The following is a 21,453-nucleotide window of genomic DNA, read 5'->3' on the forward strand; positions in this document are numbered from 1 at the left end:
TATTGCTACTCAATCACAGAGTAATCGGGATAGACCATTGGTTTGGTGATCAGGTTTGGAGCTGGCTTGGCATACTTCCGAGCTTCGAAATTCTCTTCAGCATCGATGTATGCTTCCGGGTTCCAGCAGCCTTCGATCAACTCGATACTGCTGGCTCGGAGAGTTTGTCCCGTCCGAAAACTGAGATCCGCCAGAGCAACATTGTACTGAGTGATTGACCTCGCCAGATTCACTTCTGACTCAGCAACACGCATCTCCGCTCGCAATAGTGGCTCGAGTTCCGGATCGTTGTCGATGGCATAGCGGAACTGGGCGAATGCGAGCTTCCGTGCCTCTTCAGCAGCGAGATACTGGTTATAGGAGTTTCGACTCTCTTCGTAAGCGAGATCGATTGTTCGGAACGAGTCCGCCACTTCATGACTGAGTTCCACTTCCTGTTCTGCCAGCACTGCTCTTGCTTTCGCAAGCTGTAGTTCCAGCGACTGAACTTGAGTCTTGGCGAATCGACGTCCGATCGGAACGGAGAACTCAACGCCCACATTCCAGCCGGTTTGACCAGCATTTAACATGGACTGGTAATAGTTCTCGACAGCTGGCGGAATCTGCGGCCCCGAATCGCCCCGACCGAACAGTTCGTCACCGAATCCGTTGATGCGGTAGCCACTCACGAAATCGAGTCGCGGCATCAGCAGGTTTTCGGCAGCCCGCAGTTGCAGCTCAAAGCTGCGAATCGACCACTTCTGCCTTCGCACCTCAGGACGCTTCACGAGCGCGTCGGACATGGCAACTTCCCAGCTCGGGACGAACTCAGCGGTGATGGGTTCGTCGATAGGACGAATCACTCTTCCGTCGTTGACCGGGAGCCCCATCAATCGCCGCAGCTGTGCTTCCGTCGAATAGATCGAGTTTCGTGCGCGATCGACTTCTGCCTTCGTATCCAGATAGATACTTCGCAGATTCAGCTCCGTACGCCCCCCGGGTCCAGTCCCAGCTTGTCGCTTGGCTTCGGCAACCTGGAAGGACTGGTTGGCCATCTCTTCGATTCGACTTTGCAAATCGAACGTGATGTAGTCGAGGTGCAGCCGCCAGTAAAGTTCTTCGACATCGTGAACGAGTTGTTGGACGGCCTGTTCAAACTCGGCCAACTCCATGTCGTTCTCAATCCGGGCGATCACGACACCCTGTTGAACCCCCGTGACTCCTTGAATGTTTTCCGAGATCGGCCCGGCAATTCGCGTGTATTCAACGCCTCCCCCGGCCAGCAATGGCTGTCGGAATTGGAGCGACGTCGCTCCTTCGTAGACCGAAGGAAAGAGTTGCGGTTCTCCCGGTCCGGCAGGAATATTTCGCCCTGTTCGCACGACGCTGTGAGCCAGTGTCAATTGACCACCGGTCGCCAGTCGTTTGAAGAAAGAGGCATTGAACGAATCTGTCGACTCTTGCAGAACTGTACCCGCGAGCCGCCCCAAAGCGATCGTATTGTTTTGAATGGTATTGTTCTGACCGTACAAGAGCTGAGTCGTAAACTGCGTATCGAAGTCTGACAACGCAGCTTCGACACCACGTTGACCGAACAGCACTCCGCTTTCCTGAATCGCAGGATCGAAGACCGATTGCACGAATTGCGGGTTCGCCAGAATCGGATTCCCGGGACTCAAGAACTGTCCGGAACTTCGAATCACGTGGCTGTTCAACAGGGCCGTTTGGATGGCTTCCGCCAGACTCAAATCCCAGATCTCATCTTTGGTGCGATCTCGAATGCGTCGCGGCGGAACAGCGAAGTTCACCTTTGAAGAAACCGGACCTTCCAAGTCTGTGTAGGCAATCTGCGTCGCTCGATCGAGGTAATCTGCAGAATGCTCTGTCCCGAGATAGGTCGGTAATTCTCCGCGTTGACGACATGCGGAGATCATCGTCAGGCAGCTTCCGACCACAATCCAAAGCGAAAGTGGTTTCAAGCGCCTCCAGCGTGTGTGACGACCGCGAGGTGTCATGACAGTCCCTGATTCAAATCCATCCCACCCTGAGGTGGCGCATGCGGCACGCTCCCCCCGAGTGCGCACGACCATGCTTTCAGATTCTTCGTGTTGTCACAGCACTCGGTCTCAGCCTATTTGGGAAATTTGACGGTCAATTCCGTAGAATCGACAAGACCGGTTTTAAGATGGGAAGACGTGTCAGAGTTGTCGTTCACAGCTGCCGAAATCTCGAAAACTTTGAACACTTTGGAAAACAATCCTCAAGCTTCAAACTGCTCGAATCGAGCCGACAAACGATGCAAGAGTCGATCAGAATGGCCTCGGACTGATCGAAAACTCATGATCTGTTTGTTTTCGACTCTCCTCTGTTCTCTGACCGGATTTACACCGGACTAGGCATATTCGAAAGCGAGAAGTCATCGTGGCGACTTCGATCAGAGTCGGAAGTGGAACGTTTGCCGGAACCATCTCCAGAACCAGTTGAAGAGAGTTCTTTCCGCCACAACAAATCGGGCTGTTCCCCGCATGCCGGTTCGCAGATACTCCGGAGGAGCATCGAATTCCACTTTGGCTTGATAGACGGGAACCGCCAATTGCTCTCGCCCTTCAGCGTCGGTCACCGTCGCCAATGGCCCACCGAATTTGTTGGACAAAGCTGGAGGAGCATATTCGAGATGCCGGTCGGAAAACTCGATCACTCGTCCCTGCCAGACACGCTCCGGAAGCGAATCAACCTTGAGACGCACTGCCTCCTTGAGCCCCAGATCTTCTCGGTCTGACTGGTTGATCAGGAGAATGGCAAGGTATTCCTTGCTGGGGGCGATGCTGCAAATCGAGGTTTGCTCATCAAGGTAGGCCCCAGTGTTTTCTGGCGACAACGGGCTGCCATACCATCCCTGGAGCGGGCTCGTATGATCTTGTCGATGAGATTGGGGGCGCCGATTGGGAGCGACAACCGTGCCAGCCACCGGTGCCACAATCTTCAGATCTTCCAGTTGTTCTCGAACATCCACATGATGTTCTTCGATCGTTTCAAGTCGGCGTTCTGCAAGCCGTTGACCGTCCGGGTCCGCAAGCTGTCGGTACATTTCAGGCTCAAAACCTTGAGCTTGTTCCTCAACAGTGAGTGAAACTTCTTCGTCAAACAACTGCGGGTTTTTCAGTGTCGCGATTTCCTGTCCCGCGATCACGTGATCGCCTGGACGCACGAAGACCTCTTCCACAAATCCCGGAACCACAGAATAGACATGCGAAACGTTGGCAGGCTCGATGTAAAACGCTGCCTCTTCGAACCATGGAAATGGAACGAACAGAATCAAAGCGATCAGTCCCGTGGCGATCGTGCCAGTGATGAAAACCTTGACGCGGCTAATTGGATCTTGACGAGGTCGAGACATGAGCTTGTAGAAATTGACTCCCATTCCAACTGCGATCGACACCAGTGATCCGACGGCCAGCAGAATTCCGAGACTTTGAAGTCGATACGGTTTGAGTACGGTATACAGAAAAATCGTGATCGCAAACAGGACGAACCAGCGGTAAAGCGACGAAGCAATCGCGAACAGCACAAACCAAGCCTTGCCGGTGGTCGGCATGAACGGATCGACCGGGCTCTCAATCCCCAATGTCCACCAGGAGAATGTTTCCGAGAGCATTTTGGTCGCTTTGCTCCGCAGATTCGGAATCTCCAACCAGTCCGACATCATGTAGTAGCCGTCGTAGCGGAGCAGTGGATTGGCGTTGAAAATGACTGTCGTCACCGTCGAGACGAAGAAGATGTTTAACGCGAGATGATTGACCAGCCCCGGTTTTGTGTTGTACCAGACAAACAAAGCTGCGGCTGCGAGGATCATTTCGAAGTACATCCCCGCAGCACCGATGACGATTCGCTTCCACTTGTTCTTCAACATCCATGAATCAGTCACATCGCAATAGAGCGTTGGACTGAACACGAGAAGCATAATCCCCATCGAATGGCATTCAGCACCATAGTGCTTACACGCGATTCCGTGTCCAAACTCGTGAAGAATCTTGGCGAGAGCGAGTGTGATCCACAGATAGATCAAATTCGGCCAGCCGAAGAACTGCTGAAACTCCGGGAGTCGTTGCCGGACCGCATCAAAGCGGATTGCCAGAAACAACCACGATGACGCCACGAACATCATCATCACAAGACCGGCGGGCGGTGTGAACATCCAGCCGAACCAGGGTTCCAGTCGCTGGAGAGTTCGTTCGGGGTCCCACCCGGGGAGTTTGATGTAGAGCGGATTCATCATCGACTGACGAATCTTCTTCCACTTCTCAGTTCGACTGCGATCCAAAACCTGTTCGCCCTGCCCCAGACGCGAACTACACAGCAATCCCTTTTCGTGGAGATCCGTGACCAGTCCCTGGACATCTCGAGTGGTGACGTGCAGCGTCGGAAACTTCTTGAGCAGTTCGTCTCGCACATCACGCAAGCTGCGACGGCCGTCCAGAAGCAAGAACGTTGCGTATTGCTCCGGTTGCAGTCGATAGTATTTCAACCCGACTGGATCTTTGATGACCGGATATGGAACGCCACGGTACTCGATTTCCTTGATGTCGAGATCTGAACGCCCGATCAACGGAACGGGTCTCTCCGTCGTTGAAACGAGTGCGGACTGTGTTGTCTGCTGTTGCATCAGATCATCTTAAGAGCAGCCGAGCATTTCGGATTCAACTTCTGACACATTTTCGCCAGCTGAAAACAAGAACTTACCGCGTGCTCAACAGTTGGCGAACTAACAAAATCCGTTGCCGACTTGCTCGAAGTTTACTGCGATTGCCCGCCGGCTTCGATCAGAATAGCCATTGTGGGATCGAGACCTTCTCTCAACAGTCCATCCGGGTTCGAGACTTCTGCCCAGACGCGAACGTTTCGCGAGAGGTTCTGTACGGAGACATCGACGAAGCCAAGTTCTCCCGTATAAGGTTTGGACGCTTTCATCGCATCACTTCCAGGAACCTGAAACGTAACTCGCACTGGCATTCCAACACGAACTTTTTCGACAGCTTCGACGTCAACAAACCCTTCAATTCTCATCGTTTCGGTATTCACGACCTGCACGATCGACTCACCTTGCTGAACACCTTCGCCGATGCGTTTGAAGACTCGTGTTACCAATCCCTTGTCTTTTGCGAAGACGTGATAGGTCCCGAGTTCCGCTCGTGCTTGTTCAGCCGCCAATTGATTGAGATGCTGTTCGTGACGGGCCTTTTCGACCTGAAGCTGGGCGGCTTCGGCATCAAGACGCAAGCGGGTCATGTGAGTCGAAGGGTAAACCGGGTTCGAAGCGGACGAAATTCTGTTCGCTTCAACGGCTGCATCGTATTCAGCCGCCGCAGCCAATGCGGATTTCTGGGCTGACTGAATCTCGATATCGGTTTCAGCTCTCGCTTCGGCCAGCTTCAAATTTGCATCAGCGACTTCATCCTGAAGCTTGACGACGACCTTGGTCGCTTCAATGTTCGCACCTTCGCGTGGAACATACGCAACCACTCCGGGACGCTGGGTCGAATAGGTCGTACGATTGACAAATGAGAGTCGACAGTCTTTAACGGGAACTTCTTCCGCGACCAAAACTCTCAACGTGTCGGGAAGAACCAATGGCGAACTGAGCACACAGGAAAGACTGAGAACATAGGTAAGCAGCAAGTTTCTGGTGTGCATCGTCGTGATTTCGACCATATAGAGATTTAAGCGAATTGGTGTTGTCTACATAGCATTCTGACACGCCATTCACAACAATTCGAGCCACTCGCCCCCATGGCGTCAACATCAATCTCAATTCCCTCGCGGACCAATACCACGACCCTCTTCGATGTCAAAACAGACTCCAGGGCAGGACAGTCTCGACTGGATCCGCCAACAGTGTGACCGATTTCTCGATGAATCGCCGACTTACGCGGCCTATGTTCGGGACGTTTTTCAGTTCGTGGCGGAAACACCTTCGATCGACGCGGTCGCGATGGTCGCGTTTTCCAAGGCAAATGAACCGCGCGTCGTCGCCGAGGCCAATCTCGCGTCAGTCAGCGAAGACGAGTTCTTCAGCCTCGACCTCGACAACATCTCTTTGATGGGATCGTCGCTTCGCGAGGGCAAACCGAAGCTGATGATGAATCGAGTGCTGCCCGAAGCACAACTGAAACCCCATTCGCTGGCCATCGCCCCAATTGTCGTCACCGCCAATCCGCCTCATGTGGTCGAAGTTTTGATGCTGGGCGAAGCAACTTCGCACGACGAAGCTTTCCTGCGAGAAGTCACCGAGACTCTCGCGAGCTATTTCATTCGATACCTGACAAACAAGAAAGACAGCCAGGAAGCAGTCACCGACGAAGCCTTCTGGCAGCGATTCGACTCATTTCTCCTTCGCCTGCAAAAATCACTCGACTTGAAGAAGACGATTGCAGTCGCCGTCAACGATGGACGTGTACTGACAGGGGCGGACCGAGTTGCCATTGCTCTCAAGTACGGAAAACAGACCAAAGTTCAAGGCATCAGCGGTCAAGATGGAGTCCAACATCGGGCGAACCTCGTTCAATCGATGGCCAAACTGGCGGAAGTTGCGATCAAAATTGGCACTCCGATCACTTACAAAGGTTCGATCGAGGACTTTCCTCCTGAGCTGGAAAAACCACTCGCAGACTATCTGGCGGAAAGTCGAACTCGAATGGTCATGCTGCTTCCACTCAAGGAAGTCGCAGAGTCACATCGCGAAGACTCCGACGCGGATGATCATGCTTCTCTCGACTCTCCGCCTGTGATTGGATGTTTGATCATCGAACAAGCCACGGAGGCACGACCCAAAAAACATGTCGTGGATCGGTCCGATCTGATTCGGGATCACATCGAAGTCGCGATTCAGAACTGCCACTCTCACGAGTCAATTTTTCTGTTGCCGCTTTGGAGAGGCATCGGACGCACGATTCGCTGGTTTCGAGGACGCCGTCTCTGGATCGCAGCGGCGATTCTGGGAAGTGTTGTGGGATTAGCCACCATGCTGGCCGTCGTCCCCTGGGATTATCGCGTTGAAGGCACCGGACAGGCGATGCCCGTCATCCAGCACCGCGTCTTTGCTCCCTGGGATGGGGATGTCGTGGAGGTCTTCGTTCGCAGCGGTCAAACCGTGCAACAGGGCGACTTGCTGCTTCGAATTGAAAGCGACGAACTCGATTCCGAACGAATCGCCGCCCGCACGGAATGGCTTGAGAAAGACAAACTCGTCTCTGCCCTGACTTCTCAACGTGCTGAAGCAATCAAACGAGATGATGAAAGCGAGTTCATTCGAATCACCGCAGAACTCGCCAAAGCGACCGTCGAACGAGATGGTGCGAAGAACCGACTCGATCTAGTCACGCTGAGAATCGAAGACCTCACCGTCACTGCCCCGGACGATGGAGTGATCGCGACGTTTCAAGTGGATCAGGTTCTTCGGAACCGGCCTGTCAGACGGGGCGACTTGCTCGTGGAAGTGATGCAACCTAATGGCCCCTGGCACTTGGAAGTGGACGTTCCCGAATACAGAATGGGCCACGTGATGCGAGCCTTCGAAACGCTCGATTCCGAGGAACTTCCCGTCGAATATGTGCTCGCGACATCCGTCGAAACGAGTCACAACGGAGTCCTCCGCAGCGGAGAAATCGCAACACGTTCCGCTGAGTCTGAAGAAGACGGAACCGTATTCGAAGTCTTCGTTGATATCGATCGTGAAGATCTGCCCAACCTCAATATTGGGGCTGACGTCAGTGCCAAAATCAACTGCGGAAAGAAGAGCCTGTTTTACGTGCTCTTCGGAGACGTCGTCGAGTTCTTCCAGCGACATCTCTGGTTCTAGAGCATTTCCAATGCTTTTGCTGCCGCGGTGTGCGATACCATCAGTCAAAACGCTCTTGTCCGCGAGGCAGAAGAGCTGCATGTTGAATGGAACGATTCTAGAGCAAGTTGCTCTTGCCTGTGCACTCGCTTGCTCTGTTTCACAAGATAAAAGGCAGTATTCGCTCGTGCGACAGAGTGCACATCAAATCAAAAAATGCTCTAACGACTGCCCATTTCTCATGAGATTCTCAGTCACTCAGAATCTTGAGAGACATTGCCAACGTTCTATTCTCGCGTAGAGCTGGCCAACAATTCGTCCAGAATCTCGACATCTGTGGGAAGATCCGACTGTAAAATCGATCGCAGCGGGATTGGAGTATCATCCATTCGGTACGCAGTTCCTGCACTCTGAACACCATACATTTGAACGGCAATTTCAATCGTCGGAGTGAATGGAAGCTCGGTCTGCTGATGCTTCAAAACGATGGTTGGAATCTCTGAGAGAGAGTCAACAGCCTCTTGCGACAGGTATTGAACACCCTCAGCTCCGACCATCACACACAAGTCAACCTCGCGATTCTCGAGGACGTGTTGCGCACTGAATTCGCCAGGCTGATAACGAGGAAAACCACGCGACAGGCTCACGCCGAAGGGATAACCCGTCTGCCAGCTGAGCACGTTGTCCGCTCCTGCCACATCGCCGAATCGCCGCATCCTGCGAACAACCCAACGCGTATGACGATGCAGGTCTGTCGCCAGTTGCAGGACCGCTTCCACGTTCAAGTGAGACAACGGACCTTGCGTAAGCCCCATCCCGAAGAACAAAGCTCCGTATTTGCAGGAGGTCATTTTCTCTGCCAGAGCCACAAGCTCATCACGACTCACACCGCCGCAACTCTCTTCCTGAAGCTCGATCCCCTGAATCAAACCTCGCAGTGCCCACAGAACTTCAAAATCGCTTCCCGGTTCAATCTTCACGAACAGATCCGCCTGTCGGGCGGTTTCGGTTTCGACGACATCGACTACGATGAGAAATGACTTAGAGACGCCAGTTCGACTCGCTGCGTCGGTTCCGCAGCGAGTGTACCGCTCCAGATGACGTGGATGACTCTCCACCGGGTTCGATCCCCAATACACAACCACGTCTGCCCGGCTTTTGACTTCTCCCAGCGAAGACGTACTTTCTCCGACTCTTTGAAATGCCACAACAGAGGGCGTATGTCCTGCTGAGGCAGATGAGTCAACCACGCCGCCGAATTGGTCTGCCAGCTTAACGGCCAGCCCCTGGCCTTTTGTGCTGCTCGACGACAAACCATAAACAAGCGGATGGTGAGTTTCAGAAAGCAGAGTCCGCCCCAATTCGAGAGCGTTCTCAAGTGAAGAAGTCTCCCCGCGTACCTTGCAGAAGTCTTTTGACTGCCGATCGCGATCAACAATCGTCTCGACATTCTGAAACCACGAAGCTGCCTTCTCGCAAGCATGTTTGGTCGACTCGATCCGATTGTTGACCACGGTCAAAGTCAGATCGTCACAAACGCATCCGCAAAGCGTACAGGCGACATCAGTGAAAACTTGCTGGCTATTCATTCCATCCTGTCGAGCTTGCAACACGTTCGAATCTTCAATCCCACTTCGCATTCAGAGCCAGCCACCTGACAACGTTTTCAGCTACGCTGCCAGCTGTAAATTGCGACTTCAATTTGTTGACCTGTTGAACGTCTTCTTAATCTGTGATCGGAGAAGTTTCAATTCCACTCCGTTGAATGTCAAACAATGAACTGAGTTGATAATTCTCCGGCGACATCGTCTACTCATCATAACGATCGCCTCGACAATCACTCCCTCCTCACAACCTCGTCGACGCTTCCACAGTTTCCACACTCCCTCCTTTCTCCAAGGCTCGTCCCCATCGACATGTCGAAAGCCATTTCAATTCGCAAACGCAACACTCAAAGCGAGCAAAGTTTCGTCGCGAAGCTGATTGCTCTCGTTGCCATACTCATCGCCTTGCAAGTGAGTAGTCGAACTAGCATCGCGGATGATGCCCCTAACATTGTCTTGATCATCGCGGACGACATGTTTGCCGACGACTTCGGATTCATGGGCAATCCCGATGTCATCACGCCGCACATCGATCGACTCGCTGCAAAGTCAGCAAGGTTCGTCAATGGTTCTGTCCCCACAAGTGTTTGCAGCCCATCACTAGCAACTCTCTTAACCGGTCTCTATCCGCACCAGAGCGGGCTGCATTTCAATCATCCTCCGCCGGGAAATACTGCATTCAATCAGATGACTTCGGTGGAAGAGTATGAAAGAGCGCGCAGCGAGAGTTTCGAGATCATTCGGAACTTGCCAACCCTCCCGCGCATTCTCGCCGACGAACTCAATTATCGCAGCCTGCAAACCGGAAAATTCTGGGAAGGAAAATTCTCGAACGCCGGATTCACCGAAGGCATGACCATTTTCAAACCGGTGCCGGGACAAGAATTCGGAGGCAATCGCACGCTGAAGAACAAGCAACTCGCTGCTCATGGAAACGGAGACTGGGGCCTCAAGATTGGCCGAGAAACAATGGCCCCAATCGAAACATTTCTCGACGATCATCCTTCATCCCGGAAGTTCATCTGGTACGCCCCCTACCTTCCGCACCAACCTCACGACTCACCAGAGCGTTTCTACGATTTGTATCGGAAACGTGATTCGGTCCCGGAACACAGGATTCCCTACTATGCATCGATCACTCAATTCGACGAAACCGTCGGTCAGCTTGTCGAAATGATCGAAGCACGCGACCTCACCGAGAAGACGCTCTTCATTTTCGTAATCGACAATGGATGGGAAGCGAGTGAGGAGCGTGCGAAAGCTCGACCGGAAGAGTTCGAACATACAAAAACGAGCAAACGATCCCCGTTCGAACCGGGACTACGTACACCGGTTTTGTTTTCATGGGATGGTGTTACGGTTGCTGCAACACACGATCAACCGGTCAGCAGCATCGACATCGTTCCGACAATTCTTTCTGTTCTCAATCTCGACGGAAAACATCCGCAACTTCCCGGGATCAATCTGTGGAACGCTGCTTGCGGGCAATCAACGCTTGATGCGGATCGCGTTCTCTTCGGCGAAATCTATCCGGGAGATGCAAAGACTCTCGGACACCCGGAAGACCACATTGCCTATCGTTGGGCGAAACACCGATCAATGAAGCTGATCACTGTCTACGAACAAGATGGATCCGCTCCTTGGGGACGCTATCTGACAGAAGACGCTCTCTACGATCTGGAAACAGATCCAGATGAAACCACAAACGTGATCGATATTCCCGCTTACCGTGAGCAAGCTGCGTTTCTGAGAACGCAACTTGATGAATGGTGGGACGGCACTACCAGCGAACTCCTCTTCTCCCCCTCGCCTTCCTCTTCAGTGGAGAAATGAACGCATGTCTCAAAAGACAACCTACCCCGCGCTTCTCGTCATCGCAATCGCACTCCTTCCAAACCTTGTTGCTGCGAATGACCAACCCTGGAAATGCGGGACAGCGACTGTCTGCATCACTCCCCAACAGTCGATGACGATGGCAGGGTATGCCTCGCGCGGTGAGAAACACGCGACCGAAACACTCAACGAACTCTGGGCAAAGACGCTGATTCTTGAGGACGCATCCCAGCGGCGAGCTGTCCTCGTCACGCTCGACTTGCTCGGAATCGATCGCAAGTTGTCTCAGAGAATCTGCAAGTCGATCATGAAAAAGCACGGCCTCGATCGCAGCCAGATCGCGATATGCAGTTCACACACTCACTCCGGGCCAGTCGTCGCGGGAACACTGCGTCCCATGCATGCTTTGCACTTCAACGAAGCGAACCTCAACTTAACTCTTGAGTATTCCGAATTCCTCAAAGAGTCGATCGAGACGTGTGTCGATCAGGCCTTTGAAACGCTTGCTCCTTCTTCACTGAGTTGGGGAAGTGGCAATGCCGAGTTTGCAGTGAATCGTCGTAACAATGAAGAGAAAAAAATTCCGGAACTCAGAGCTTCAGGCAAACTTGCCGGCCCGTATGACCATGACGTCCCCGTCCTGATGGTCCGGCAGAACGGGCAACTCAAAGCTGTCGTTTTCGGATACGCTTGCCACTGCACCGTTCTCAGTGGTTTCGAATGGTCCGGGGACTACGCCGGGTTCGCTCAATCTGAGCTCGAAGACATTTATCCCGGCTGTGTGGCGATGTTCTGGGCTGGCTGCGGAGGAGATCAAAACCCGCTTCCACGCCGCAAAGTCGAACTCGCCCAGCGATACGGTTCCCATCTCGCCCACGCGGTCAGTCAGGTCATCGAAGGTCAAACTCACGACGTTTCTCCGCAACTGCAGACGAGCTACCGGGAAGTCGATATCTCTTTCGGAACTCTTCCGACTTTGGAAGTCCTTCGAACGCAGGCCGAATCGCAAAATCGCTACGAAGCAGCACGCGCCCGATCTTTAATCGAACAGGTCGAAGGCGGGCAGGAACTTTCTCCGACGTATCCCTATCCCATTCAATTCTGGAATCTCGGCGATCAGGTCAATTGGTTCTTTCTCGGTGGAGAAGTTGTGGTCGACTATGCCCTGTCGATCAAATCGAATCACGGAGAGACAGACGCAGACCTGACGGATGTCTGGTGTACCGCCTATGCGAACGATGTGATGGCCTACATTCCTTCGCGTCGAGTTCTGCTTGAAGGGGGATACGAGGGTGGAGGAGCCATGATTTATTACGGACTTCCCACCGTCTGGGCGGAATCGGTCGAGACCACAATCCTCGACACGGTTCACCAACTCATCAACGAACGCTAAAGTGAAAACAGCGACGATTCACCGTTTTAGCAAACGGGAATTCGTCTCACTCTTTGCCGAAAAGATTCCCCCTGAGGACCTGTGTCCTGAACTTTTTAGCGATGTCTGTCCGACGATCGCGATTCAGAAAGACTTGTATGATTCACTCCCCGCTGGCGAAATGCCGAATTGTCTTAGCTGCGACATGTTTCTTCGTCCTCATGGGGATGACGATCCGTGCGGATGCGGATGATTCGAAGCCGAATTTCGTGTTCATCATCGCAGACGATCTGACGTTTCGTGACCTCGGCGTTTATGGAGGCCAAGCTCACACCCCGAACATCGATCATCTCGCGACTCAAGGAATGCGGATGACTCGATGCTTTCAGACTGCTCCCATGTGTTCACCGACGCGACACAACATCTACACCGGACAATATCCCATCAAGACGGGAGCCTATCCGAATCACACTCAGACTTATGACGACGTGAAGAACATCACGCACTACCTTTCGGCGCTCGGCTATCGAGTTGCGCTCTCCGGTAAGACTCACATCGGGCCAAGAAATCTCTTCCAGTTCGAATACACTGGCAAAAACAACAATCCCGACATGGAAGCCATCTCGCAGCTCTTCTCAGAATGCCAGTCGTCGGACACTCCCTTCTGCCTCTTCGCATGCTCAAACGAGCCGCACACCCCCTGGAACAAAGGCGATGCATCACAGTATCCACCTTCGGAAATTGTGCTGCCTCCATACATCGGAGACACTCCGACTGTCCGCGAGCACTTCAGTCGCTACCTCGCGGAGATCACTTATTTCGATCAGCAAGTCGGAGACATCCTCAACCTGCTCGAGAAGAACAATCTCGTCGACAACACCGTCGTGATGGTGGTCTCTGAGCAAGGCAACTCCCTCCCCTTCGCGAAATGGACCTGCTACGACAACGGGCTTCAATCCGGAATGATCGTCCGCTGGCCGGGGCACATCGCACCCGGTTCGACAACCGACGCCATGGTCGAATACTGCGACGTCACCCCCACTTTTGTTGACATCGCCGGCGGCAAGCTCGCACCTGAACTGGACGGTAAAAGCATGCTGCCTGTCCTGTTGGGGAAGGCAGATCACCATAAGGACTACGTGTTTGGTGAAATGACCACGCACGGCATCATCAATGGAACCGATTGTTATCCGATCCGCTCGGTTCGATCCGAAAAATTCAAACTGATTCGCAACCTGAATTTCGAAGAGGAATTCACGAACGCGTGCACAAGCACTCAACCTTATCTGTCGATGGTCGAAGCCGCCGAAAACGGAAACGAGACAATTGCCGCACTCGTGGAACGCTATCAACATCGACCAGAGATTGAATTCTACGATGTCGTGAATGACCCACTGGAACTCAACAATCTTGCCGACGATCCGCAATACAAAGACGAAATTGCTGAGCTGGGTTGGGTTCTCGACAAATGGATGAAGCAGCAAGGCGACGAGGGAATCGAAACGGAATTGTCCGCCAATTCCCACGTTCAAAAGAAGAAGAAACAACAGAAGAACTCGAAAAGGAAGTCGAAGTAATGATTCAAGTTGAGTTTCCTGCTGCGCAACCGTTTTGTCGCGCAGCAGGAGGAATTCGGAACTCCCTGTCGCGATTCATCAGTGCTGTGGTCGTCGGTTTGTGGTGTTTAACTGCGAGCACAGCCGGAGCGGCGGAGGCTTCTCCAAACATCATTCTGATCTTCGCAGATGATTTGGGCTGGTCTGATCTGGCATGCTACGGCAACACCCTGCACGATACGCCTAATATTGACCAGCTCGCCCGACAGGGAATGCGATTCACGAATGGATACGCAGCTGCGCCGATCTGCTCCGCATCTCGCGCTGGTTTATTAACCGGGAAGACACCCGCTCGGCTGCACTTTGAATTCGTGACGAAAGAAACCGCTGGATCACAAGAACCGCAGCCGGGTCAAAAGCTTCGCAGCCCGCCCTTCACTCTCAATCTGCCGATTGAAGAAGTCACCATTGCGGAAGCACTTTCGCAACTCGACTATCAAACCTACTTCTTCGGAAAATGGCACCTGAATGCTCATCACAACGGCTATCTGGGTTGGAGCCCGACACATGGTCCGCCAAATCAGGGATTTGAATTCGCAACTCAAGACTTCGGAGGACATCCTTACAGCTACAAAAAGTCACCACCGAAGACGATCGAGAAAGTCGGCGAGTATCCTCAGGACTCACTCGTCGATGCAATGTGTGAAGCAATTCAGAAGGACCACCAGCAGCCGTTCTTCATGATGGCCTCCCACTTCTATGTGCACACTCCGGTCAAGACGCCGTGCCAATGGCTGATCGAGAAGTATTCCGCGAAACTTGAAGAGACTTCACCGCACCGGGAAGCCCGAATTCGATACGCAGCATTCGTCGAAACACTCGATCACTACGTCGGCGAACTTCTTCAAGCACTCGAAGCCAGCGGGCGAGCTGACGACACTCTCGTCATCTTCACTTCCGATAACGGAGGCCATCCAGAGTTCGCTTCGAATGCTCCACTTCGCGGTTCGAAATGGAATCTCTACGAAGGCGGAATCCGCGTCCCGCTGATCGTCCGCTGGCCGGGGACAGTCGAAGCAGGAACGACTTGCGATCAACCAGTCGTCGGGTACGACATCACTCCGACATGTGTCGACATCGCCAGTTCAAACACCTCGCGAACCGATGCCTCTGCGAAAAATGTTCTCCCCGAAACCATCGACGGAGTCAGTTTCCTTCCGATGCTCAAGGACCCTGAGAGTACCCAGACCCGAGACCTCTATTGGCACTTTCCGTATTATCATCCGGAAAAAGGGTACACTGATTCTCTCCCTGAGATCGGAGTGAATGATTTCGCCGTGAGTCAGACCCGCCCGCAATCAGCGATCCGTTCGGGGAAATTTAAACTCTTGTACTTCGACGAAGATGATCGCTCCGAACTTTACGATCTGAGCACGGATCTCAGCGAGCAGAATGATCTCTCTGCTTCACAACCGATGCGAACGATGATGCTCCGCAACAGGCTCATGCAATACCTGTACGAACTGCCCAACGGGGCTCAGGCACGGCGAGCGACGCCATTGGATCAGAACACTTCGGAAAAGAACTGAGGGAAGCAATCCGCTTCTGCTGGGAGGTTGTCGGTCATCGAGAGAGAGGCTGCGCGAAACCTGTAGTTCTTCTGGACTTCATCGTCAATCTTCAGTGAAACCGAGGACTCATCAACGCACGCCATTGAGACGAATTGACGACGCAGTCAAAATTCAATCCGAAAACCGCCGGACAGTCTCCATCAACTTGTCCGGAACAAATCATTATTACCCACTCAAACTGCGCTCAATCGAGAATCACAACGATGAACAATTGTTCGATCCCGCTCCGATTCGTGATCCTGTTTCAAGTCGCCATTCTATTTGCGACGTCAACAGTCGCCAGTGCCGCTGAGCGTCCGAATGTCCTTCTGATTCTGGTCGACGACCTGAAACCTTCATTCGGAGCCTACGGAGAAGAGTGGGTTCATTCGCCGAACCTCGATCGACTCGCTGAACGCGGCATGCGTTTCGACATGGCCTACTGCAATCAAGCTGTCTGCGCCCCGTCTCGAAACAACTTGCTCGTTGGGTCACGTTCGACAACTCTGGGTGTCTACAGCTTGGGAACAAACTTTCGAAAGGCGGTTCCTGATGCCGTCACGCTCCCGCAATATTTCAAACAACACGGCTACCATTCTTCTGGCATCGGGAAAGTGTTTCACATCGGTCATGGAAACGTCGGAGACGACAAGTCATGGAGCGTTCCGTTTCATCCGGACAAAGTGATTGATTACGTGCTGCCGGAAAGCACCGGCGGAGAACTGACTCGAGAAGAGGCCTACTTCAGCAATCAGAAACTTGGAAACATCCGATCGCTCCCACGCGGAGCAGCCTGGGAAGCAGCCGACGTTGAAGATGACGCCTACGCTGATGGTCGAATCGCCAACGAAGCCATTCGCCAGTTGAAGGACGCAAAAGAACGAGACCAGCCGTTCTTCATGGCAGTCGGTTTCACCAAACCGCACCTTCCGTTCTGTGCTCCGCAAAAGTACTGGGATCTCTACGATCCAAAGCAACTTCCGGGAATTTCAATCCGCGAGTACCCAGCCGGATCTCCTGCATATGCTGCAAAGTCACCGCTCGGCGAGCTGAATCAATACAAGCCGATTCCGGAGAACCCTCCCCTGTCGCAAGAACAGGAAACAACCCTCATCCATGGCTACTACGCCGCTCTCAGCTACATGGATGCTCAACTGGGCCGAGTGATTGATGAACTCGACGAACTCGGACTATCCGAAGACACCTTGATCGTCCTCTGGGGAGACCATGGATATCATCTCGGCGACCACGGAGCCTGGACGAAACACACCAACTACGAACAAGCCAATCGGATTCCAATCCTCGTTGTTGCACCGGGCACGACGACGCCCGGAACGAGTTCTTCAGCACTCATCGAGACTGTCGACATCTTCCCGACTCTTACCGAACTGGCGGGCCTTCCTGCTCCTCAGGAATCAGAAGCAGTCAAGCAAACGATTGATGGGCAGAGCCTCGTTCCGCTGCTCAAGAATCCTGACGCACCACATCGCGGATACGCTTATCACTGTTTCCCAAGAGGAAAACGACTCGGAAGAGCGATCCGCACAGAACGCTATCGACTCGTTGAGTGGAAGCAATTCAACGCTTCGGCTGATCAGGCTGAGTACGAATTGTTCGACTATGTCGACGATCCACTCGAATCCAAGAATCTCGCCGAAGATCGTCCGGATGTCGTTCAGCAACTCAGCGCCATCCTCGATTCACTGCCTGCTCCGAAAGAGCGTCCGTAATCGAGCGACGAATTAACTCCCTCGCTGAATGGCCGACACGATCGAATATCCGCGACATTCGGTCGTTGTCGCTTCGTCGAAGAGTTGTTCCATCCGAGCTTGGAGCCATTCCTGGTTCTTCGTGACGATTTGAATTCTTCCGCCGGGCCGCAATGCCTTTAAACCGGACTGCAGAAAAATCTCGGCAATCTGGAAGTGTGAATAATAAGGCGGGTTTCCGAGGACAACGTCAAATTGGCCTCGCATGTCGTCCTCTTCGGATCCAATCGCTCCATCATGTGACAGCGTAGCATCCACGTCGCTGATTCCGTTCAATTCTGCCCCAGCCAGAGCACACTCAAGAGCACGCGGATTCGAATCGACAAAGTGGACAGACACATCAGCTGCCCGCTTTGCCGCCGCCAGTCCCACCACTCCCGCACCGCATCCGATATCCAGCACGCGATCCCCCGCTTCAATCTCCATCGACTCCATCAGGGCTCGGGCACCGAGATCAAGCCGCCGATGACTGAACACGCCGGGTCGACTGACAGCTTTGATCAGTTGTTCCTGATCGCGAAATGCGAATTCGGTGCTGAAGTCCTTCAACTTCTTGAGCGTTTTAAGCTTCTTCAGTTTGTAGACGACGCCCTTCCGCTTCGGGATGCGAGTCAGGTTTTTCCCGAACTTCTCAAGCTCGTGATGAAACCAGGTCTCTTTCTTCTGATCGATCGTCACGACGAGCATCCCGTTCATGGCCAGTCGATCATAAGCCTGCTGCAGCCAGTCGCGAGTCAAACCTGTTTCGCCCGAACGAGACATTGGAAGCACACACAAATCGAAGTCTTCCTCCGGCAAATCGGCCGAACAGTCGAGCAGAACATTCGAGTCGCACTCGTCGATCAACTCGGCGGTCTCCGAAGCAGCAAACGCTTCGAGAACATGACAGATCACTCGTGCATCCTTCAGACGATCCGCCAACTGAATCGCTGTCTGCCCGCGTCCCGATGTCAGGCATAAAACCCGCGACGCAGAGAGATCCAGTGTTGCATTCATCGCGAGTTGTTCAGAGACGGGAATCCCAAACCGCGAGTTTTCAAGTAGATTTTCAAGCTGTGACATATGGGCCGATAGAGCAAGTTGCTCTTTCCTGTGAACTCGCATGCGCTGTCTCACTCATCAAGAAGTTGAGTTTGTTCGTGCGAGTGTGTGCAAACGAAATTTGAAAATGGTCTGGAAAGTAAAAGAGGAAAAATTGAAGACACTCATTCCCGCTGCCAGCGATGGGAGTGTCGAGGCAACAGGCAGCACTGTCCTCTCGAAACAAGGTTTCGAAATAGCTCTCGAAGATTCGCTGCCTGATTGAAGTAGGTTGATTCACACAACGTCGCTGGCAATCAACCACCAAAAGCACTGTACCGCTTGACGCCTCTTGAAAACGCAAGACGGTTCAGAATCAACAGTCCGACAATCCAGATGACTTCGATCACCAGGACCTGCACGAGTTCGGGCCCCGTGTATCTGTCCAACAGTATCGCCGCCGGCACATAGGCCAGATACTTAAACGGAATAAACTCGATCCACATCAGAATCGGTTCCGGGAGAAAGTCGAGCGGAATCATGTGCCCCGACAAAAAATAGTTGAACATCATGTAGATGAAGAGCAGCGAACTCACTTCGAGAAACCAGAACGAAACCAGTCCGAGCAGCGACTCGATCAGGAACCCCATCAGAAAGCCCATCACCAGCGACACCAGGAACGCCAGAAAAACCCAGCCTCCCGGCCATTCAGGCAAGAACCCACGGCACAAGAAGAAGACCAGAGCAAATGGTCCGGCTGCGACCGCATAGTAAACAAGCTTATGAGCCACACGGTGCCAGAAAAGGTATCCCAGCAAGTCGATCGGCTGCGTGAGAAACTTTTTGATCGTGCCATCACGAACCTGTCGGGCAATCCCGCTCGCGAGTCCCGGCATACTCGAAAATGCTCGGGCCAGCATCGCCAGCAGGTAATACGCAATCATCTCTTCATACGAATACCCAGCGATCGACTTCGTCTCAGACTGTGTTCCGACTGAGAAAATCGCTCCCCACAGAAAAATCTGAGTCACGATCGGCAAGAATCGAAACAGAGTCCCCATCGCGAAATCTGCACGATACATCAACCGCTCAGCGATCGCGGTCCTGAGAATCATCAGGGAGACGCGAAATCGGGCGAATGGATGAATTGCAGACTCGGAACTCATCATGTTGCTGGAACTCTCAGCTCAGTATTCAAACGAAAAGCAATTGGATCAGGGCCAGAAGGATGTTTCGGGAAGCCAACTCCCCGGCACAGGCAGATTTCTCAAAACGACTCATAATAGGGCTCGTTGCGTGCGTATGCGAGTCGGAACCGAGTTCCACAATGAAACACTGGATGAGGCGAGAATGGCAGTGCATCGATCAACAAATGAAGATATGATACGCACCGACTCCTATGTCTTCGAACAGAAGAATTCTCCATGCAAACTTCCCGCCCTGATCTCTTCAGCCCCCGCCTTCCCCTACTTCGTCGAGAAATGTTCCAGCGTGTGGGAGCAGGCTTGGGCAGCTTAGCGCTGACTGCTCTCTTGCAGCAGGAAGCTCAGGCCAAACCGACCGCTGAGAGTCTGCAGCAGATTGCCCCGCGTGCCAAGAATGTGATCTTCCTCCATATGGTGGGAGCCCCTTCACACCTGGACCTGTACGACAATAAGCCTCGACTGAAAGAGCTCACCGGAGAATTGGTTCCCGATCATCTTTGGGAAGGCCTGCGGCTCGCATTCATCCGCGACCAACCGAAGCTGTTGGGGTCGAAGTACGAGTTCAAGAAGCATGGTAACTCAGGAGTCGAGCTTTCCGAGCTATTGCCACATCTTGCTTCAGTCGCCGATGAACTTTGCGTCATCAAGTCGCTTCACACGGAACACTTCAATCACGCGCCCGCTCAACTCTTTTTCCAAACCGGTTTCCCCCGCTTCGGTCGGCCGTCACTCGGTTCATGGGTGAACTATGGAATTGGCTCAGAGAACGAAGACCTTCCCGGCTTCGTCGTTCTCATCACTGGAAACGTTGCGGGAGCAGGCAACAGCTTATGGGGAAGCGGCTTCCTACCCAGCCGTTTTCAAGGGATTGAATTCCGAACACAGGGAGACCCCGTCCTGTTCCTTTCGAATCCAGAAGGCGTGACTCCCGTCGATCGAAAACGGATGATCGACACCATCAATCACCTCAATCAGATCCAACTGGCCGACGTCGGAGATCCAGAGATCGCGACCCGAATTGCTCAATACGAACTCGCCTTTCGTATGCAATCCGCTGTGCCAGATTTGATGGAGATTGACGGAGAAACGAAAGAAACTCACGAAGCGTACGGAACAGAGCCGGGCAAAACGAGCTTCGCCAACAACTGCTTGCTAGCACGTCGACTCGTTGAGCGCGGCGTCCGCTTCGTGCAGCTCTACGATCAAGGCTGGGACCACCACAACAATGTCTTCAGCAACGTGAAGAAGAAGGCAGAAGAAGTCGACCGCCCCATCGCTGCCCTGATCGCCGATCTCAAACAACGCGGACTGCTCGACGAAACATTGGTCGTCTGGGGAGCTGAGTTTGGACGCACTCCCATGCTTCAAGGGAATGCCGATGAAGGGGTCCCAGCCAATGCAGGCCGTGATCACCACAAAGATGCTTACACAGTCTGGATGGCCGGAGGAGGCGTCAAACGCGGATTCACATATGGCAAGACCGACGAGATCGGATTCCACGTCGTCGAGAACCCGATGCACGTCAACGACTTCCACGCCACGCTTCTGCACTTACTCGGAGTCAATCACGAAGCATTGACCTTCAAGTTTCAGGGCCGAGAGTTCAGACTCACCGACGTCGCTGGAAACGTCGCCCACGACATCATCGCTTAATCACAGTGACAAGTTTCG

Annotated in this window: 14 protein-coding genes; 8 read left to right on the forward strand and 6 right to left on the reverse strand. The window is 53.1% G+C overall.

Annotation, left to right across the window (positions count from 1 at the left end; translation table 11 throughout):
- Positions 1-5 precede the first annotated feature (5 nt).
- The 3 genes from AB1L42_RS14460 to AB1L42_RS14470 form a co-directional block, all read right to left on the reverse strand.
- Positions 6-1,994, reverse strand: coding sequence for a TolC family protein (locus AB1L42_RS14460; protein ID WP_367056885.1), 1,989 nt, complete (start codon positions 1,992-1,994; stop codon positions 6-8).
- 419 nt (positions 1,995-2,413) lie between these two features.
- On the reverse strand, positions 2,414-4,642 hold the full coding sequence (locus AB1L42_RS14465) for an efflux RND transporter periplasmic adaptor subunit (protein WP_367056888.1): 2,229 nt from the start codon (positions 4,640-4,642) through the stop codon (positions 2,414-2,416).
- Positions 4,643-4,773: 131 nt separating this feature from the next.
- Positions 4,774-5,670 carry an efflux RND transporter periplasmic adaptor subunit gene (locus AB1L42_RS14470; RefSeq protein ID WP_367056891.1) on the reverse strand — a complete coding sequence of 299 codons (897 nt, stop codon included), beginning with the start codon at positions 5,668-5,670 and terminating at the stop codon, positions 4,774-4,776.
- 151 nt (positions 5,671-5,821) lie between these two features.
- Between AB1L42_RS14470 and AB1L42_RS14475 the strand changes: the two genes are divergently transcribed.
- On the forward strand, positions 5,822-7,834 hold the full coding sequence (locus AB1L42_RS14475) for a biotin/lipoyl-binding protein (protein ID WP_367056894.1): 2,013 nt from the start codon (positions 5,822-5,824) through the stop codon (positions 7,832-7,834).
- 266 nt (positions 7,835-8,100) lie between these two features.
- On the opposite strand, the gene AB1L42_RS14480 is transcribed toward AB1L42_RS14475, so the two are convergent.
- On the reverse strand, positions 8,101-9,453 hold the full coding sequence (locus AB1L42_RS14480) for a formylmethanofuran dehydrogenase subunit B (protein ID WP_367056897.1): 1,353 nt from the start codon (positions 9,451-9,453) through the stop codon (positions 8,101-8,103).
- A gap of 276 nt (positions 9,454-9,729) precedes the next feature.
- On the opposite strand from AB1L42_RS14480, the gene AB1L42_RS14485 reads away from it, so the two are divergent.
- The 5 genes from AB1L42_RS14485 (at position 9,730) to AB1L42_RS14505 (ending at position 17,518) form a co-directional block, all read left to right on the forward strand.
- Positions 9,730-11,250 (forward strand): sulfatase-like hydrolase/transferase, encoded by a 1,521-nt coding sequence (locus AB1L42_RS14485; RefSeq protein WP_367056900.1) that lies wholly within the window; start codon positions 9,730-9,732, stop codon positions 11,248-11,250.
- Between the two features lie 4 nt (positions 11,251-11,254).
- The gene (locus tag AB1L42_RS14490) at positions 11,255-12,643 is read left to right on the forward strand and encodes a neutral/alkaline non-lysosomal ceramidase N-terminal domain-containing protein (protein ID WP_367056903.1); all 1,389 of its coding nucleotides are present in this window, start codon (positions 11,255-11,257) and stop codon (positions 12,641-12,643) included.
- Between the two features lie 137 nt (positions 12,644-12,780).
- Positions 12,781-14,199, forward strand: a complete 1,419-nt coding sequence (locus AB1L42_RS14495) for a sulfatase (protein ID WP_367056906.1) — start codon at positions 12,781-12,783, stop codon at positions 14,197-14,199.
- Positions 14,199-15,767 carry a sulfatase gene (locus tag AB1L42_RS14500; protein ID WP_367056914.1) on the forward strand — a complete coding sequence of 523 codons (1,569 nt, stop codon included), beginning with the start codon at positions 14,199-14,201 and terminating at the stop codon, positions 15,765-15,767. The genes AB1L42_RS14495 and AB1L42_RS14500 overlap by 1 nt, the downstream gene beginning before the upstream one ends.
- Positions 15,768-16,012: 245 nt before the next feature.
- Positions 16,013-17,518: a sulfatase gene (locus AB1L42_RS14505; protein WP_367056919.1), complete on the forward strand. Its 1,506-nt coding sequence runs from the start codon at positions 16,013-16,015 to the stop codon at positions 17,516-17,518.
- Between the two features lie 12 nt (positions 17,519-17,530).
- Here the strand turns inward: AB1L42_RS14505 and AB1L42_RS14510 are convergent, their stop codons facing one another.
- On the reverse strand, positions 17,531-18,661 hold the full coding sequence (locus AB1L42_RS14510) for a methyltransferase (RefSeq protein WP_367056923.1): 1,131 nt from the start codon (positions 18,659-18,661) through the stop codon (positions 17,531-17,533).
- Positions 18,662-18,725: 64 nt separating this feature from the next.
- On the opposite strand from AB1L42_RS14510, the gene AB1L42_RS14515 reads away from it, so the two are divergent.
- Positions 18,726-18,863 carry a hypothetical protein gene (locus AB1L42_RS14515; protein WP_367056928.1) on the forward strand — a complete coding sequence of 46 codons (138 nt, stop codon included), beginning with the start codon at positions 18,726-18,728 and terminating at the stop codon, positions 18,861-18,863.
- Between the two features lie 31 nt (positions 18,864-18,894).
- Here AB1L42_RS14515 and AB1L42_RS14520 read toward each other — a convergent pair whose 3' ends face one another.
- On the reverse strand, positions 18,895-19,746 hold the full coding sequence (locus AB1L42_RS14520; RefSeq protein ID WP_367056932.1) for an ABC-2 family transporter protein: 852 nt from the start codon (positions 19,744-19,746) through the stop codon (positions 18,895-18,897).
- A gap of 255 nt (positions 19,747-20,001) precedes the next feature.
- Between AB1L42_RS14520 and AB1L42_RS14525 the strand changes: the two genes are divergently transcribed.
- Complete coding sequence (locus AB1L42_RS14525; protein WP_367056938.1) at positions 20,002-21,435, forward strand: DUF1501 domain-containing protein; 1,434 nt, start codon at positions 20,002-20,004, stop codon at positions 21,433-21,435.
- Positions 21,436-21,453: the final 18 nt, after the last annotated feature.

The organism is Thalassoglobus sp. JC818 (genome assembly GCF_040717535.1).
Lineage (GTDB): Bacteria > Planctomycetota > Planctomycetia > Planctomycetales > Planctomycetaceae > Thalassoglobus.